This is a genomic window from Arthrobacter sp. TJ-263 (genome assembly GCF_058269155.1).
On the sequence record NZ_JBZCNE010000001.1, the window covers coordinates 1470977 to 1486603 of the forward strand.

Here is a 15627-nt window from a genome sequence, read left to right on the forward strand (position 1 = left end):
TCCGGCCGCCGCCGGGGATCTCGGCGCTCACGGCTCGAACCGGTACCCCATGCCGCTCTCCGTGACGAAGTAGCGCGGCGCACCCGGGTCCGGCTCGAGCTTCTTGCGCAGCTGCGCCATGTACACGCGGAGGTACTGCACGTCCTTCGCGTACGCCGGACCCCAGACGTCCAGGAGCAGTTGCTGCTGCGACACGAGCCGGCCGGGCTGACCGATCAGCCGGTCGATGATCTTCCACTCGGTGGGCGTCAGCCGGACGTCCCTGCCGTCCCTGACCGCGCGGCGCGCACCGGCGTCGAGGGTGAAGTCAGGGGTCTCGATGACCGGTGCCTCGGCCGCGATCGCCGACCGCCGGGCCGCCACGCGGAGGCGGGCCAGCAGTTCGTCGAGGCCGAAGGGCTTCGTCACGTAGTCGTCGGCACCGGCGTCGAGCGCGTCCACCTTGTCCTGCGACCCGTGCCGCGCCGATAGCACGATGATGTGGACCTGGGACCACCCGCGGATCCGCCGGATGACGTCCACCCCGTCGAGGTCCGGCAGGCCCAGGTCCAGCACGATGATGTCCGGGTGGTGCTCGGCGGCGGCGGCGAGCGCGGTCTCGCCGTCGACGGCCGTCACGCACTGGTAGCCGCAGGCGCGCAGGTTGATCTCGAGGGCCCGGAGGAGCTGCGGTTCGTCGTCGACCACCAGCACGCGCGTCACAGCTCCGCCGCTCCCGTCGAGATGGGCAGGCGGATCACGAGCGTCAGGCCGCCGCCCGGCGTCTGCTCGGCGTCGAGCACGCCGCCCATCACCTCGGTGAAGCCCTTCGCGACCGCCAGCCCGAGCCCGACGCCGGCACCCGACGGCGCGTCGTCGAGGCGCTGGAACGGGCGGAACATGGCGGCGACGTCGTCCCGCGACACACCGCGCCCGTGGTCGATCACCCGCAGTTCGCTGGCGGGGAAGCCGTTGATGAGCGCCCTGCCGGTCCCACCGACCGACGCCGTCACCTCGATGGGTGATCCGGGGGCGTACTTCACCGCGTTCTCCACGATGTTCGCGAGCACGCGCTCCAGCAGCCCCGGATCCGCCTCGATCGCGGGGAGGTTCGGCGGGATGGCGACGTGCACCCGGTCGGCGGGGACGCCGGCGAGGGCGGGGCCGACGACGTCGATCCACCGGAGGGGGCGCAGCAGGGCATTCACGGCGTCGCCGGTGATGCGCGACATGTCGAGGAGGTTGTTCACGAGTGCGTCCAGCCGGTCGGAGGAGTCCTCGATCGTCTCGAGGAGCTCGTCCTGCTCCTCCCGGGAGAACCTCATCTCCGAATGCCGGAGGCTGCTGACCGCCAGTTTGATGCCGGTCAGGGGCGTGCGCAGGTCGTGGGAGACCGAGCGCAGGATCGCCGTGCGCATGACGTTGCCTTCCACCAGCCGCTGGTTGGTGCGCGTGCTCCTGATCAGTTCCTGCCGCTGGAGCATGGACCGCAGCTGCCCGGCGAACGCTGTCAGGAGGCCGCGTTCCCGCGCCGACAGCGGGTGGCCGTAGAGGGCCAGGGTGACGTCGCCGTCCACCGGCTCGAGGGTGGTCGCCGTCTCCGGCATCCAGGCGTCCGCGCCGCCGACGCGGCCTCCCCACGCCGCGCCGCGCTGCCCGGGTCCCCGATCGGGGGTGTCGCGCACCGCCAGTGCGGTCCGTTGCACGCCGGTGTCCGTCGTGGTCCCGTCCCCCGGAGCGTCAGCCGTGGCCGTGGTGCGGCCGAACAGGGCGACGGCGTCGACGTCGAAGTGGGTCTGGACGTGCCGCAGGAAACCCTGCAGCGTGTCCTCCTCGGCGAGCGCGCCGCGGGCCAGCGCTCCGAGCAGTGCCGCTTCCTGCTGGGCCAGCGCCGCATCGCGGGATCGCTGCGCGGACAGTCCGACCACGAGGGACACGGTCACCGCGACGGCGATGAAGATCAGGACCGTGGCGACGTTGTCGGCGTCCGAGATCTCGAGGGACCCGAAGGGTTCGGTGGACGTGTAGTTCAGGATGATGCTGCTCCACAGCGCGCCGAGGAGGGCCGGCCAGAGGCCCCCGATCAGGGCGACGGCGATGACGCCGGCAAGCTGGAAGAGGACGTCGACCGCGAGCAGGGAGCCGCCCGCCTCGAACACGGCTGCCTCGAGCAGCGGGGGCAGGACCAGCGCGACGGCGCACGCGACGCCGACGCGCAGGCGACCGACGGGAGCCGCGAGGGTACGCCGCGCCGCCGGCGCCATCAGGGGCGCGGGGTGCCGGGGAGGGCGGCGTCGGGCGTGGCGGGGTGGTCCGTCCCGGCTCCGACAGCGACCTGCCCGCGGCCCGGGGCGGGCACCGGCAGCGACCGCCGGGCACGGCACAGGAGGACCCAGAAGACGGTGATCGCGAGCGCGCAGAAGACGCCGGCACTGGAGGCCATGAGCCAGCCCGTGGTCTGCTGCGAGTCGAGGTCGTCGGCCCCGAACAGCAGGCCGATCGTCTTCGGTGAGTAGATGAAGACCGGGAGGGTCGCGACGAGAAGGACCGCCGCCGTCGTCCGGAGGGCCGACAGGGCCGGGGGAAGCCCGGCCGCCTGCCCGGCAAGGACCGCGAGGACCACGACGATCCAGACCCAGTGGTGGGACCACGAGATGGGCGAGATGAGGAGCATGAGCAGCGAGGTCATCGCGATCGGCAGGAAACGGTCGCCGTGGCGCTTCGAGGAGCGGATGACGTACGCGGTCGCGGCGACGAGCAGGAGGGAGACGACCAGCCACGGGACGGTGGAGGGGAATCCGGGGCCCAGGAAGTGGAGGATGGCGCCGCGGACCGAGAGGTTGTCGACGTACCCCTCGCCGCCGATGCGCCCGGTGTCCCGCAGCATCTGCAGCCAGTACGTCGTGGATTCGCCCGGCAGGAGGAGGAATCCGACGGCGATGGTCCCGAAGAAGCCGCCCGCCATGGTGAACAGCTGCTTCCACTCGCCGCGGACCAGGAAGTACAGGCCGAAGACCAGCGGCGTCAGCTTGATGCCGGCCGCGATGCCGGTGAGCAGGCCGGTCGGCATGCGGCGGTGCGGCCCGGAGAGGAGGTCGGCGGCGATCATGGCGAAGAGCACGATGTTGACCTGCGAGAACGCCATGGTCTCCCGCCAGGGCCCGAGCAGGCACACGAGGCCGGTCCCGGCGATCGCCAGCGGCAGGGCGGTCGCATGGCGGAGCACGTCGCGGACGGCGCGGAAGCCGCCGAGGTACCGGGTGATGAGCAGCGACGTCGCGGCCGCGATGAGGACGGACAGCGCGACGAAGAGCGCAGCCCCCGTCTCCGCGCTCACCAGCGTCAGCGCGGTGAAGACGAGCGCGGCGAACGGCGGATACGTGAAGAGCAGGGAGCCCTCGCCCTCGCCGAAGGAGCGCGAGTACAGCGACCCGTCGGCGTCGACCACGGACTGACCGCCCATGCGGTACACCCTGAAGTCGAGGCCGATGAAGTCCGCCCAGGCGAACGCCCAGGCCGCCAGGGCCGCGGCCACCACCACTGCGGCCACCAGGCCCAGCGCCCGGGTTCTCGCCGCCACTGGGGCACTGCGCTGGCTCATGCTGTCCTTCCGAAGGATCGGGTGCTGGGACCGGTCCGGGAAGCCCGACGAACGGCTCATCCAGTGTAGGCACGCTCCGGGGGGGCCGCCCGCCTGCCGATAGGGTGGAAATCACCCGACCCCCTGTGAAAGGTCTCACGCCGATGTCGCACTCCAGCGGAAACACCGCCCCCGTCACCGCCATCACGAACGCCCACGTCGTCCCGATCGACGGCGAGCCCTTCGACGGCACCGTCGTCGTCGAGGACGGCCGCATCACGGCCCTCGGCGCGGCCGTCGCCGTACCCGACGGCGCGGCCGTCGTCGACGCGGCCGGCAAGTGGCTGCTGCCCGGCTTCGTCGACGCCCACGTGCACCTCGGGACGCACGAGGAGGGTGAAGGTTCCGCGGGCGACGACACCAACGAGATGACCAACCCGAACACCGCCGGCGTCCGCGCGATCGACGCCATCAACCCCTTCGACCCGGGATTCGACGACGCCCTTGCGGGCGGCGTGACCACCGTGAACGTGAACCCGGGGTCCGGCAACCCGATCGGAGGGCTCGCCGTCGCCCTCCACACGCACGGCCGGTACCTCGAGGAGATGGTGCTGCGCTCCCCCAGCGGCCTGAAGTCGGCGCTGGGCGAGAACCCCAAGCGCGTGTACGGCGGCAAGGACAAGACGCCGTCGACGCGCCTCGGCACCGCGCTCGTCATCCGCGAAGCGTTCATGAAGGCCCAGAACTACATGGGCAAGGCCGACGAGAACGCACGCGACCCGCACCTCGAGGCGCTCGCCATGGTGCTGCGGCGCGAGATCCCGTGGCGCCAGCACGCCCACCGGGCCGACGACATCGCCACGGCGCTCCGCATCGCCGACGAGTTCGGGTACGACCTCGTGCTGGACCACGGCACCGAGGCGCACCTGCTCGGCGACATCCTGGCGGAGCGCGGGACCCCCGTGCTGATCGGCCCCCTGTTCACCACGAAGTCCAAGGTGGAACTGCGCGGCCGTTCGATCGCCAATCCGGGCAAGCTGGCGAAGGCCGGCGTCGAGATCTCGATCATCACCGACCACCCGGTCATCCCGATCAACTTCCTCGTGCACCAGGCGACGCTGGCCATCAAGGAGGGCCTCGACCGCGAGACGGCCCTGCGCTCCATCACGATCAATCCGGCGAAGGTCCTCGGGCTGGCCGACCGTCTCGGCTCGCTCGCCGTCGGCAAGGACGCGGACCTCGTGCTCTGGAGCGGCGACCCGCTCGATGTCATGCAGCGCGCCCTGCAGGTCTGGATCGGTGGCACGGAGGTCTACTCCTACGACACCGGGACACATACCGGCACCGTCGCGCCGCGGGGCTGAGGACCACCCGTGGCGACGCCCCTGCCACCCCGGCCGTTCACCCTGCGTGCCGCCGTCCTGCTGTGGCTCGTGATCGCGGTCCTGCTGCTCATCGCTGCCGGTACCTTTCTCGCGTCGTCCGCTGTGCAGGACGGCGACCGCGCCGGTTTCATCGGCCTCGGCGCACTGTTCGGGGCACTCGCCGTGCTGCAGTTGCTCCTCCTGCTCCCGCTGCGCCGGGGCAGGAGGAGCGCCCGCGAGCTGCTGAGCACCATCGGCATCATCGCGGGCGTGCCGATCGTGGTCCGCGGGACACCCGGACTGTCGCTGATCGCAGGGGCGATGCTCGTCGCCGTGCTGCTCATGTGGCTGCCGCAGAGCAGCGACTACTTCCAGCTCACGCAGCCGAAGGCGAAGAAACGCCTCCGGCTGCCGGGTTCCCGCTGACCACAGCCCGGTCGCCACGGCGTTCCGATAGCCACACCCTGTCCGGCCGCCGCGCCGGGTCGTCGAAGCTGGCAAAACCATGTGAACGGTGCACCACCACCGGGTGAACCGCTGTTGAACAGGTAGCGTGGCGATACTAGGATCTTCTGAACCCGAGAACGGGTGCAATGTCAAGGGTGTACGGCGAACACGCGGGCATCTGAAACGCGAGGTGGCGCATGTCTGACCCGAATCTTCACGTGACCCGACGGGTCGGCGCCGCCGTGGGGCGTGTCCTGCTCTACTCCATGCTCTGGGCCGGGATCGCGTTGCTCATCGCCGCCGCCGGCATCCGCTTCCTCTGGGGTCACATCTCCGTCAACCAGATGCTCCTCAACCTCGTCTCCGTGGAGACCGACGGTGGGGGGGGACCCATCGTCTGGATGGGCCTCCTGGGCGTCGGCGTCCTGCCCCTCGTCATCACCGTCGGCATCGCGCTGTGGCAGCGCTCCCGCCGCAGGCGCCTCCGCGATGACGACGACGCCCGCCCTCGGCGTTCACCGTGGATCGGGCGAACCGTCTCCACGGTCCTGGTGGCTGCGGTGATGATCGGCGGCACCACCGCCTTCGGGAGCGCCGTCGGGATGGGCGACTACATCGAGGCGGGGAAGTCCGAGTACGACCTCGGCGAGTACCACGCGGAGCCGATCGTCACCAGCGATGAGCGGAAGCGCAACCTGGTGCTGATCTACCTGGAATCGGGCGAAGCCACCCTTGCTGACGACCGGCTCTTCGAGAAGGATGCGTTCGCTCCCCTGAAGGACGCCACCAGGGACACGGACGGCTGGCAGAGCATCGACGGCCTCCAGCAGTACAGGGGTGGAGGCTGGACCATGGCGGGCCTCGCCTCGACCCAGTGCGGCATCCCCCTGAAGGGCGGCGGCCCCGCGGCGAGCAGCGGTACCACCAACGAGCTCGGCAACGACGTCGACACCTACCTGGGCGGGACGACCTGCCTGGGCGATGTCCTGGACGATCACGGCTACACGAGCGTGTTCATGGGCGGCGCCAATGCCTCCTTCGCGGCGAAGGACACGTTCCTCGCCAGCCATGGCTACTCCGAGGTGAAGGATCTCGCCGACTGGCGCGCAGCCGGCGAACCGGCGACGAGCTTCCGCAGCGACTGGGGCCTGAGCGATCAGCGCCTCCTGGCCCGTGCCAGGGAGGAGGTCGACGCGCTCCACGCCGAGGCGGAGAAGACGCGTCAGCCGTTCAACCTCTCCATCCTGACCCTGGACACCCACGAGCCGGTGCACGTCTACGACTACTGTCCCGTGGACACGCAGAACGAGGTGACGTCCGTGTTCGCCTGCTCCATGACCGAGGTGGCCGGTTTCGTGGACTACCTGGAGGAGAAGGGCTACCTCGAGGACACCGCCGTGGTGATCATGGGTGACCACCTCAAGCACATGAACGCCGGAGACGCCTTCCACGAGCAGCTGGACGACCATCCCGACCGCACCATCTTCAACCGGATCTGGATCCCGGACGCAACGAAGGACGCTGCGCTCCGCCCCGGCGTGGACCAGCTGAACATGTACCCGACCCTTCTGGAAGCAGCCGGCCTGACCCTGAAGGACCGGCAGGCGGGGCTCGGGGTGTCCGCCTTCGCCCCGGCGGTCCCGGACGGGTCGGCGCAGGCCATGGAGCCGGGGCGCTATGCGGATCTGCTGGACTCGCGCTCCGCGGACTTCTACGCGGACGCCTGGGCGGCCGCTCCGTCGCCCCGGTGACGTCGCCGGACCCACCGGACCCGACAGCACCGGCGCCAGACGAGCGCGCAGGACCGCTCCCCGGACGGACGAAAGGGCCCCTTCCGCAGAAGGGGCCCTTTCGACCGAGGGGCTACCGGAGGGCCGCGATGGCCTGCTCGAGGTCGCCGATCAGGTCCTCGAGGTCCTCGATGCCGACCGACAGCCGGATGAGGTTCTCGGGCACGGCCAGCTCGGTGCCCTTCACGGAGGCGTGCGTCATGTCGCTCGGGTAGTTCATGAGTGACTCGATGCCGCCGAGGGACTCCGCGAGGATGAACACGTGCGTCGACTCGGCCACCTTCTTCGCAGCCTCCGCCCCGCCCTTGAACGTCACGGAGATCATGCCGCCGAAGTCCTTCATCTGGGCCGCGGCGAGGTCGTGGCCGGGGTGCTCAGGCAGACCGGGGTAGAACACGCGTTCCACCTCGTCCTGCTGCTGCAGCCAGCGGGCGATCGCCGTCGCGTTCGAGGAGTGGCGGTCCATCCGGACGCCGAGGGTCTTGAGGCCGCGCGTGGTCAGCCAGGCCTCCATCGGCGCGGACACGGCACCGACCGCGAACTGCACGAACCCGACCTTCTCGGCGAGCGCGTCGTCGTTCACGACGACCGCCCCGCCACTGGCGTCGGAGTGCCCGCCGATGTACTTGGTGGTCGAGTGCACGACGACGTCGGCCCCGAATGCGAGCGGCTGCTGCAGGTACGGGGAGGCGAACGTGTTGTCGACGACGAGCAGGGCGCCGGCCTCGTGCGCGAGCTGGGCCGTGGCGGCGATGTCGGTGATCTTCATCATCGGGTTCGACGGCGTCTCGACCCAGACCATCTTCGTGTTGTTCGCGGTGATGGCCGCCTGGACGGCAGCGCCGTCCGCCATGTCCACGGCCGTGTTCGTGATGCCCCACTCGGACAAGACGCGGTCGATCAGGCGGTAGGTGCCGCCGTAGGCGTCGTTGCCGAGCACGATGTGGTCACCCGGACGCAGCGCGGCACGGATCAGGGCGTCCTCGGCGGCGAGGCCCGAGGAGAAGCTGAAGGCGTGCCTTCCCCCTTCCAGCGCCGCGATCTGGACCTGCAGCGCGTCCCGGGTGGGGTTGGTGCCGCGGCCGTACTCGTAGCCGTTGCGCAGCTGGCCGATGCCGTCCTGCGCGAACGTGGTGGTCTGGTACAGGGGCGGGATCACCGCTCCGGTGGTCGGATCGGGGGCCTGGCCTGCGTGGATGGCCCGGGTGTTGAAGCCCTGGGCGTCAGAGTGCGTCACGATGCTCCTGGAGTTCGGGGAGGGGGTCACTTGCTCATGTATGTCAGCAAGTCGTGGCGCGTAAGAATTCCCACCGGCGAGCCGATGAAGGTCACCATGAGCGTGTCGCTGTCCTGGAGCCTCTCGCGGGCCGCCTCCACGGATTCGAGGGACCCGATGAGGGGCAGCTTCGCGTCCATGTGCTGGGAGACCTCGTCCGTCAGCTTCGCCTCGCCGTGGAAGATCTTCGCCGTCAGGGACCGCTCGTCGATCGATCCCACGACCTCGCCCATCTTGACCGGCGGCTCCTGCGACAGCACGGGGATGCTGGACACGCCGTACTCACCCATGATCGAGATGACATCGCGGACCGTCTCGGTGGGGTGCGTGTGCACGAGGTCCGGCAGGGCGCCGCTCTTCGCGCGCAGCACCTCGCCCACGCTCGTGTCCTCGCCGCTGTCCATGAAGCCGTAGGACCTCATCCAGTCGTCGTTGAAGATCTTGCCGAGGTAGCCGCGGCCGCCGTCGGGCAGGAGGACCACGACGACGTCGTCCTCCGTCAGATCCTTCGCGACACGCAGCGCCGCGACCACCGCCATGCCGCAGGACCCGCCGACCAGCAGGCCCTCCTCGCGGGCGAGGCGCCGGGTCATCTCGAAGCTCTCGGCGTCGGTGACGCCGTGGATCTCGTCCGGCACGGCAGGGTCGTAGGAGTCCGGCCACATGTCCTCGCCGACGCCCTCGACGAAGTAGGGCCGGCCGGTTCCGCCGGAGTAGATGGAGCCGTCCGGGTCCGCGCCGATGATGCGGACGGGTCCGCCCTCGCGGTCGGCGGAGACCTCCTTGAGGTACCGGCCCGTGCCGGTGATGGTCCCGCCGGTGCCGACGCCGGTGACGAAGTGCGTCACGGTGCCGTCGGTGTCGTTCCAGATCTCGGGCCCGGTGGTCTCGTAGTGGCTGAGCGGACCGTTGGGGTTGGAGAACTGGTCCGGCTTGTACGCGCCGGGGATCTCGCGGACCAGGCGGTCGGAGACGCCGTAGTAGGACTGCGGGCTGTCGGGGGCCACGGCGGTGGGCGTGACGACGACCTCCGCGCCGTACGCCTTCAGGACGTTGCGCTTGTCCTCGCCCACCTTGTCGGGGACCACGAACACGCACTTGTAGCCTCGCTGCTGGGCGACGAGGGCGAGACCGACGCCGGTGTTGCCGGAGGTCGGTTCGACGATGGTGCCGCCGGGCTTGATCCTGCCCTCGGCCTCCGCGGCGTCGATGATCTTCGCCGCGATGCGGTCCTTCACCGACCCGCCGGGGTTGAGGTATTCGACCTTCGCGAGGACGGTTGCTTTGATGCCGTCGGTGACGGAGTTGAGCTTGACCAGCGGGGTGTTGCCGATCAGGTCAACGATGGAATTGGCGTACTTCATGACGACAACGCTACCGGCTGGCTCCCCCAACGTTCGCGCCGCTGTTACGCCGCAGGACGTCGTGACGTCACCGGCCGCCGCGGCGACGTCACCTGCCACCGTCCCCGGACTGGGGCTGCCCGGCACCCGAGCCTAGGGTGGGAGGGACAGGATCGCGCCGACGAAGGAGACCCGGAGATGACCAGGACGTACAGGATCGCGGTGATCGCAGGGGACGGCATCGGCAAGGAGGTCGTACCGGAAGGGCTGAGGGCACTCCGGGCCGCCGCGGACAGGTTCGGCTTCACCATCGACGCCGTGGAGTTCGACTACGCCAGCGCCGAGTACTACGTGGCGCACGGGCAGATGCTTCCCGACGACTGGTTCGAGGAGCTGCGCACCTTCGACGCCATCTTCTTCGGCGCGGTCGGCTGGCCCGACGTCGTCCCCGACCACGTCTCCCTGTGGGGCAGCCTCCTGCAGTTCCGGCGCCACTTCGACCAGTACGTGAACCTGCGCCCCGTCCGCCTCCTGCCGGGGATCACCAGTCCCCTCGCGGGGCGGAAGCCGGGCGACGTCGATTTCTACGTGGTCCGCGAGAACACCGAGGGCGAGTATTCGAGCGTGGGCGGCCGGATGTTCGAGGGGACGGACCGCGAGACCGTCATCCAGGACACCGTGATGACCCGCACGGGCGTGGACCGGATCCTCCGGTACGCGTTCGAGCTCGCGCAGCGGCGCGGGAAGAAGCACCTGACGTCGGCGACGAAGAGCAACGGCATCTCGATCACCATGCCCTACTGGGACGAGCGGGTGGAGGCGATGGCGGCGGACTACGGGGACGTCCGCGTGGACAAGTTCCACATCGACATCCTCTGTGCGAACTTCGTGCTGCACCCGGACTGGTTCGACGTCGTCGTGGCCAGCAACCTCTTCGGCGACATCCTCTCCGACCTCGGGCCGGCCTGCACCGGGACGATCGGCGTCGCCCCCAGCGGCAACATCAACCCGGACCGCACGTTTCCCAGCCTCTTCGAACCGGTGCACGGCTCGGCCCCCGATATCGCGGGCCGGGGTATCGCCAACCCGGTGGGCCAGATCTGGAGCGCCTCGATGATGCTCGAGCACCTCGGCGAGGCGGACGCCGCGGCGTGCATCCTCTCCGCGATCGAGTCGGTGCTCGCCGCGGGCGGGGACACGCTCACGCCGGACCTGGGCGGAACCGGCACGACGGCGTCGCTCGGGGACACGATCACGCGCACCATCGCGGGCTGAGCGCGGGTGCGACCGTCCGGGCCCCGTGGGACGATTGACCCATGACCCTTGCTCCCGTCGTGCTGCCCTCGGGTGCCGAGGCCACGGAGTGGGTGCCCGACGGCCCGTACAGCCTGGCCAGGACGATCGGCACCCTGCAGTGCGGGCCGCACGACCCGTCGTTCATCGTGCAGGGCACCGATCACTGGCTCGCGTTCCGGACCGCCGACGGACCGGTCACGCTGGCCCTGCGCCAGCGCGGGTCGCTGAACGACAGCCGCGTCCAGGCGACCGCGTGGGGGCCCGGGGCGGCCCGCGCTCTCGCGTCCGTCCCCCGCCTGCTCGGCGCCGACGACGACTGGAGCGCGTTCGACGCGTCCGCGTTCCGCGCCACCCTGCCCGACCTCGCCCGCAAGGGCCGGTACCTCAGTCCCGGGCTGCGCCTGCCGTCGTCGGGCCGCATGCTCGACACGGTCGCGCGGGCCGTCCTCGAGCAGAGGGTCACCGGCATCGAGGCCAAGCGCGCCTGGCGCTACCTGCTCGTCCGCTACGGGGACGCCGCCCCGGGGGCCGGGGGCGTCGCGCCGGCCGCACTCCGCCTCCCGCCGACCGCCGAGCAGTGGCGCCGGGTCCCCTCCTGGGACTGGCACCGGGCCGGCGTCGACGCCCAGCGCTCGTCCACCGTCCTCAAGGCCGCCCTCGTCGCGACCGGCCTGGAACGCCTCGCGTCCCTGCCGGGAGGCGACGCCGTCCGCACAGGGCTCCGGTCCATCTCGGGGATCGGTGTCTGGACGGTGGCCGAAGTGGTGCAGCGGACGCACGGCTGCCCCGATTCCATCTCGGTGGGCGACTACCACCTCGCCGCCTACGTGGGTGCGGCGCTCACCGGCCGACGCACCGACGACGCCGGCATGATCGAACTCCTGAAGCCGTGGAAGGGCCAGCGCCAGCGCGTGGTGCGCTCGCTCTACGCCAGCGGGTTCCGCAAACCGACGTTCGGGCCGAGGCTCTCGCCCGAGGACCACCGCCGGCGCTGACGCGGGTGCGGAGCGCCGAAGAGGCCGGCACGCAACGATGCGACCCACAGGCGGGCCACCGCTAGGGTTAAAGGATGAGCCAGCCCGTAGACGTCACCGCAGTATTCACCCCGCTCGACGGCGAGTTCTTCCGTGTGGAGCTCGCCCTCGGCATCGCCATCGAACAGGTGGTGGAGGAGCCCGGCTGCATCCGCTACGAGATCACGGATGCCCGGGAGGACCGCATCGTCCTCACCGAGCAGTGGGAGTCCACCGAACTCCTCGACCAGCACCTGCGAGGTCCCGCCGTCCAGGATCTCGGCGAATCCCTGAGCGCCCTGCTGGCCCGGCCCGTGGAGGTCGTGCGCTCGGATCAGGCCTGACCGGGCACCCGCGCGCACCAGAACCAGCTCCGATGGACGAAGGAAGCCCCGCACTCGAAGGAGTGCGGGGCTTCCCGGTTCGTCGGAGCGACTACTGGGTGTCGGCGGCCGGGGACGCCTCGGCCTGCTGCTGGGCGATCTGCTCGTGCACGGCCTTCATGTCCAGGCCCTTGACGGCGTCGACGAGTTCGCCGAACTGGGTCGCGTTCAGGGCGCCCGGCTGCGAGAAGACGAGCACCTTCTCGCGGAACGCCATCAGCGTGGGGATGGACGTGATGCCCGCGGCCGCAGCGAGCGACTGCTCGGCCTCGGTGTCCACCTTCGCGAAGGTGACGTCCTCGTGCTGCTGGGACACGGCGTCGTACACGGGGGCGAACTGCTTGCACGGACCACACCAGTCGGCCCAGAAGTCGACGAACACGATGTCGTTGCCCTCGATGGTTTCTGGGAAGCTTGCCTCAGTGATATTGATTGTCGACATCCTTCAACGCTAGCGACCGCCGGCACCCGTGTCAGGCGTGTTCGCTACCGATGAAGAATCCCCACCATCCCTCCCGGAGGCCCCAGTGACCGACGACCCCTACGACCTGGCGCGATTCGTCGAGGTGCAGGATGCCCAGGGCACCTACGCGCAGGCGCTGGCCGAGCTGAACCGGGGACGCAAGACGAGCCACTGGATGTGGTTCGTCTTCCCCCAGATCGCGGGGCTCGGGAGCAGTCCGACGGCGGTCCGGTATGCCGTCACCTCGCTCGAGGAGGCACAGGCCTACCTGTCGCACCCGGTGCTCGGACCCCGACTGATGGAGAGCACCCACGCCCTCCTCACCCTGGACGGCAGCGATCCCGTGGCCGTGCTCGGCGGGATCGACGCCCGCAAGCTGCAGTCCTCCATGACGCTCTTCAACCGGGCCGCACCCCAGGAACCGTGGTTCCAGGCAGTGCTGGACCGCTACTACGGGGGCGTGGAGGACCAGGGGACCGTCTCGATCCTCGCCGGCTGACGCCGTGGTGCCCCCTATCCGAGGGTGTGGTTGATCTTCTGGATGACCGGCAGAGCGGCGGCGAGGGTAGCCCGTTCCCCGTCGTCGAGGCGTGCGAGCAGGGCTGCCACGCGCGCGTTGCGGCGCCGGCCGGCCTCCTCCCACGCGGCACGCCCCTGGGCGGTGAGCTTCACCAGGACGGCGCGCGAGTCGGTCGGGTCCGGCTGGCGGCTGACGAGGCCGGCCTGCTCGAGCTTGATGATCTGCTCGGTGGCAGAGGGAACCCGGATGCCGAGATTCGCTGCGACCCGGCTCACCCGGAGCGGGGCGTCGGCCGCCATGCCGAGGGTGCTCATCTGCATGGCGGTGATGTCCCCGTCGCTGTCCATGGAGCGGCTCAGGAAGACGGTGTGACGCAGCGTGGTGCGGAAGGACTGCGCGAGGTCCAGCAGCTGCGGGTCCGGAGGGTCGGGGTTCATAGTTAGGCAGCCTAACATTCTCCCGGGTCCTCGGCAAGGTGCGGCCCGGCCGGTGCCGCGTTAGCGTGGGGTCGACACGGAGGAACCATGCAGGAGGATGCGCCGATGGCCGCGATGCCCGCCGGACCGGTTCCGGTCCACGATCCGATTCCGTTCCTGGCCGGAACGTGGGCGACGGAGCGCACCATGCTGGACCGGGCGGGCGGCGCGACGGGCATCTTCACCGGCACCACGACCTTCACCCCCGATGACGGCGGCCTGCGCTGGGACGAGCAGGGTACGGCCACCTGGCCCCATTTCCAGGGACCCGCCTCCCGCTCGTACCGGGTCGTGGCCGACGGCACGACGATGACCGTGCAGTTCGTCGACGGACGCACGCTGTGCCGCCTCGACCTGAGCCGGGGAACGGCGCGCGACGAGCACCTCTGCTCCCCCGACACCTACCGGGTGGACTTCGCGGTGCCGTCACACCACATGGTGCGGTACTCCTGGGACGTGACCGGACCGGCGAAGGACCTCCTGCTGACCACCACGCTCAGGCGCCGGGTCCAGGCATCCGGCCCGCCCGGGAGTCCCGGGAGCGCGGGCCGTCCGGCGCGGCCGCCTGCGGACGGCGCTTGAGCGCGGGCAGCTCGAACAGCAGGTTCACCGACGCGTGCTCCCGCAGGGAGTACACCCGGGCGAGTCCGGCCGGGATCCCCACTCCCACCACCAGGAGCACCGGCAGCAGCCACGTCCCGGCAATCCCGACGGCGTCCGCGAGGGCGAGCACGCCCATGATGGGCCCGAGATGGACCACGTAGAAGACGATGGAGTAGCGCCCCACGAACTCGAGGGCCGCCGTCGCGCGATGGGTGCCGAGCCGCGGGAAGAGCCAGCACACGACGCCGAGCGCACCCACCACGCCCCAGGCGAACTCCCCCCGGTAGAGCACATCCCTGCCGGCCGCGGCGAGCACGCCCACCGTGACCGCCGAGACCCCTGCCAGCGCCAGCACCCAGGGCCTGCCGATGGCCCGCTCCACCATCCCCGCATGCTGAGCGCACCACGCGCCGAAGAAGAAGAACGCCGCGAGGAACGTCAACGTCCCGGGACGGCCGCCGTCGGGCAGCACGACCGACGCGGCGAGGCTTGCACCGGCGACCGCCAGCGGGGGGACGCGGCGCAGCGGGTAGGCCGCGGCATAGAAGACGAGGATGAACCACAGGTACCAGAGGTAGGTCGGCGAGAGATAGGCGATCTGCGCGAGGGCGCCCACACCGAGGCCTCCGGTCGCGGTCAGGATGATCAGCGACCACAGCAGGTACGGCCACGCCACCAGGGAGACCTTGCCGGCGAAGTAGGTGCGAGCCGGCTTGGCCACCGACCGCGGAAGCAGGATGCCGGACAGGAACATCAGCACCGGCATGCGGAAGGGCTCGAGGAAGAGGTTCACCTGGTCGAGCCCGGGCGTCGGACCCACCGCCATCCGAAGGGCCTCGCCCGCGTGGAGCAGGACGACGAGGAGGATGGCGGCGCCGCGGAGGCTGTCCAGCCATCCGATCCGAGTCTGTGTGGTGCTGATCGTGGTCCCCCGCCGTCGAGCCTCAACTGTAGGCATGCGTACAGGGAGTTCGTCGAACCGGCCCGGGGGGATTGCTACGGACACGGATCCGTGCTGGGGCGGTGCCCGGGAGCGTGTGCAGCGCCGGGATTTGAGCGTCAACGGCGAAGGGCCCGCTCCGATGGAGCGGGCC

The 15627-nt window shown here is 70.4% G+C and carries 16 protein-coding genes; 8 read left to right on the forward strand and 8 right to left on the reverse strand.

Features of this window, described 5'->3' with window-relative positions; genetic code table 11:
- Positions 1 to 27 precede the first annotated feature (27 nt).
- From AC4D2F_RS06985 to AC4D2F_RS06995, 3 genes are read right to left on the reverse strand one after another with little or no spacing between them, the layout of a single operon-like run.
- Entirely contained in the window at positions 28 to 702 is a 675-nt protein-coding gene (locus AC4D2F_RS06985) for a response regulator (RefSeq protein ID WP_490909954.1), read from the reverse strand.
- Positions 699 to 2243, reverse strand: coding sequence for an ATP-binding protein (locus AC4D2F_RS06990; protein ID WP_490909955.1), 1545 nt, complete (start codon positions 2241 to 2243; stop codon positions 699 to 701). Before AC4D2F_RS06990 ends, AC4D2F_RS06985 begins: the two co-directional genes overlap by 4 nt.
- Positions 2243 to 3580: a glycosyltransferase 87 family protein gene (locus tag AC4D2F_RS06995; RefSeq protein ID WP_490909956.1), complete on the reverse strand. Its 1338-nt coding sequence runs from the start codon at positions 3578 to 3580 to the stop codon at positions 2243 to 2245. The genes AC4D2F_RS06990 and AC4D2F_RS06995 overlap by 1 nt, the downstream gene beginning before the upstream one ends.
- A 143-nt stretch (positions 3581 to 3723) precedes the next feature.
- Here AC4D2F_RS06995 and AC4D2F_RS07000 point away from each other — a divergent pair, with 143 nt between their 5' ends.
- The 3 genes from AC4D2F_RS07000 (at position 3724) to AC4D2F_RS07010 (ending at position 7121) form a co-directional block, all read left to right on the forward strand.
- A complete protein-coding gene (locus tag AC4D2F_RS07000) occupies positions 3724 to 4923 on the forward strand; it encodes an amidohydrolase (protein WP_490909957.1) in 1200 nt (399 codons plus the stop codon).
- 9 nt (positions 4924 to 4932) lie between these two features.
- Positions 4933 to 5349, forward strand: coding sequence for a hypothetical protein (locus tag AC4D2F_RS07005; RefSeq protein WP_104166485.1), 417 nt, complete (start codon positions 4933 to 4935; stop codon positions 5347 to 5349).
- A 218-nt stretch (positions 5350 to 5567) separates the two neighbouring features.
- Positions 5568 to 7121, forward strand: a complete 1554-nt coding sequence (locus AC4D2F_RS07010; protein WP_490909958.1) for an LTA synthase family protein — start codon at positions 5568 to 5570, stop codon at positions 7119 to 7121.
- Between the two features lie 112 nt (positions 7122 to 7233).
- On the opposite strand, the gene AC4D2F_RS07015 is transcribed toward AC4D2F_RS07010, so the two are convergent.
- Positions 7234 to 8397 carry a cystathionine gamma-synthase gene (locus tag AC4D2F_RS07015; RefSeq protein ID WP_490909959.1) on the reverse strand — a complete coding sequence of 388 codons (1164 nt, stop codon included), beginning with the start codon at positions 8395 to 8397 and terminating at the stop codon, positions 7234 to 7236.
- 26 nt (positions 8398 to 8423) lie between these two features.
- Positions 8424 to 9800: a cystathionine beta-synthase gene (locus tag AC4D2F_RS07020; RefSeq protein WP_104166489.1), complete on the reverse strand. Its 1377-nt coding sequence runs from the start codon at positions 9798 to 9800 to the stop codon at positions 8424 to 8426.
- A 177-nt stretch (positions 9801 to 9977) separates the two neighbouring features.
- Between AC4D2F_RS07020 and AC4D2F_RS07025 the strand changes: the two genes are divergently transcribed.
- From AC4D2F_RS07025 to AC4D2F_RS07035, 3 genes are all read left to right on the forward strand, one after another.
- The gene (locus AC4D2F_RS07025; RefSeq protein WP_104166491.1) at positions 9978 to 11054 is read left to right on the forward strand and encodes a tartrate dehydrogenase; all 1077 of its coding nucleotides are present in this window, start codon (positions 9978 to 9980) and stop codon (positions 11052 to 11054) included.
- 41 nt (positions 11055 to 11095) lie between these two features.
- The gene (locus AC4D2F_RS07030; RefSeq protein WP_490909960.1) at positions 11096 to 12070 is read left to right on the forward strand and encodes a DNA-3-methyladenine glycosylase family protein; all 975 of its coding nucleotides are present in this window, start codon (positions 11096 to 11098) and stop codon (positions 12068 to 12070) included.
- A 74-nt stretch (positions 12071 to 12144) separates the two neighbouring features.
- A complete protein-coding gene (locus AC4D2F_RS07035) occupies positions 12145 to 12432 on the forward strand; it encodes a putative quinol monooxygenase (RefSeq protein ID WP_104166495.1) in 288 nt (95 codons plus the stop codon).
- 91 nt (positions 12433 to 12523) lie between these two features.
- Here the strand turns inward: AC4D2F_RS07035 and trxA are convergent, their stop codons facing one another.
- Positions 12524 to 12913, reverse strand: a complete 390-nt coding sequence (trxA, locus tag AC4D2F_RS07040; protein ID WP_490909961.1) for a thioredoxin — start codon at positions 12911 to 12913, stop codon at positions 12524 to 12526.
- An 85-nt stretch (positions 12914 to 12998) separates the two neighbouring features.
- Here trxA and AC4D2F_RS07045 point away from each other — a divergent pair, with 85 nt between their 5' ends.
- Positions 12999 to 13433 carry a DUF1810 domain-containing protein gene (locus AC4D2F_RS07045; protein WP_490909962.1) on the forward strand — a complete coding sequence of 145 codons (435 nt, stop codon included), beginning with the start codon at positions 12999 to 13001 and terminating at the stop codon, positions 13431 to 13433.
- Between the two features lie 14 nt (positions 13434 to 13447).
- Here the strand turns inward: AC4D2F_RS07045 and AC4D2F_RS07050 are convergent, their stop codons facing one another.
- A complete protein-coding gene (locus AC4D2F_RS07050; RefSeq protein WP_490909963.1) occupies positions 13448 to 13891 on the reverse strand; it encodes a MarR family winged helix-turn-helix transcriptional regulator in 444 nt (147 codons plus the stop codon).
- An 87-nt stretch (positions 13892 to 13978) separates the two neighbouring features.
- Here AC4D2F_RS07050 and AC4D2F_RS07055 point away from each other — a divergent pair, with 87 nt between their 5' ends.
- On the forward strand, positions 13979 to 14512 hold the full coding sequence (locus AC4D2F_RS07055; RefSeq protein ID WP_490909964.1) for a DUF6314 family protein: 534 nt from the start codon (positions 13979 to 13981) through the stop codon (positions 14510 to 14512).
- On the opposite strand, the gene AC4D2F_RS07060 is transcribed toward AC4D2F_RS07055, so the two are convergent.
- Positions 14427 to 15491, reverse strand: coding sequence for an acyltransferase family protein (locus tag AC4D2F_RS07060; RefSeq protein ID WP_490909965.1), 1065 nt, complete (start codon positions 15489 to 15491; stop codon positions 14427 to 14429). The genes AC4D2F_RS07055 and AC4D2F_RS07060 overlap by 86 nt on opposite strands.
- Positions 15492 to 15627: the final 136 nt, after the last annotated feature.

What these genes read in the sequence shown, in the direction of transcription:
- AC4D2F_RS06990 (WP_490909955.1), bottom strand. Translation starts at nt 2,243, where the DNA reads ATGGCGCCGGCGGCGCGGCGTACCCTCGCGGCTCCCGTCGGTCGCCTG.
- AC4D2F_RS06995 (WP_490909956.1), bottom strand. Translation starts at nt 3,580, where the DNA reads ATGAGCCAGCGCAGTGCCCCAGTGGCGGCGAGAACCCGGGCGCTGGGC.
- AC4D2F_RS07000 (WP_490909957.1), top strand. Translation starts at nt 3,724, where the DNA reads ATGTCGCACTCCAGCGGAAACACCGCCCCCGTCACCGCCATCACGAAC.
- AC4D2F_RS07010 (WP_490909958.1), top strand. Translation starts at nt 5,568, where the DNA reads ATGTCTGACCCGAATCTTCACGTGACCCGACGGGTCGGCGCCGCCGTG.
- AC4D2F_RS07020 (WP_104166489.1), bottom strand. Translation starts at nt 9,800, where the DNA reads ATGAAGTACGCCAATTCCATCGTTGACCTGATCGGCAACACCCCGCTG.
- AC4D2F_RS07025 (WP_104166491.1), top strand. Translation starts at nt 9,978, where the DNA reads ATGACCAGGACGTACAGGATCGCGGTGATCGCAGGGGACGGCATCGGC.
- AC4D2F_RS07030 (WP_490909960.1), top strand. Translation starts at nt 11,096, where the DNA reads ATGACCCTTGCTCCCGTCGTGCTGCCCTCGGGTGCCGAGGCCACGGAG.
- AC4D2F_RS07035 (WP_104166495.1), top strand. Translation starts at nt 12,145, where the DNA reads ATGAGCCAGCCCGTAGACGTCACCGCAGTATTCACCCCGCTCGACGGC.
- trxA (WP_490909961.1), bottom strand. Translation starts at nt 12,913, where the DNA reads ATGTCGACAATCAATATCACTGAGGCAAGCTTCCCAGAAACCATCGAG.
- AC4D2F_RS07050 (WP_490909963.1), bottom strand. Translation starts at nt 13,891, where the DNA reads ATGAACCCCGACCCTCCGGACCCGCAGCTGCTGGACCTCGCGCAGTCC.
- AC4D2F_RS07055 (WP_490909964.1), top strand. Translation starts at nt 13,979, where the DNA reads ATGCAGGAGGATGCGCCGATGGCCGCGATGCCCGCCGGACCGGTTCCG.
- AC4D2F_RS07060 (WP_490909965.1), bottom strand. Translation starts at nt 15,491, where the DNA reads ATGCCTACAGTTGAGGCTCGACGGCGGGGGACCACGATCAGCACCACA.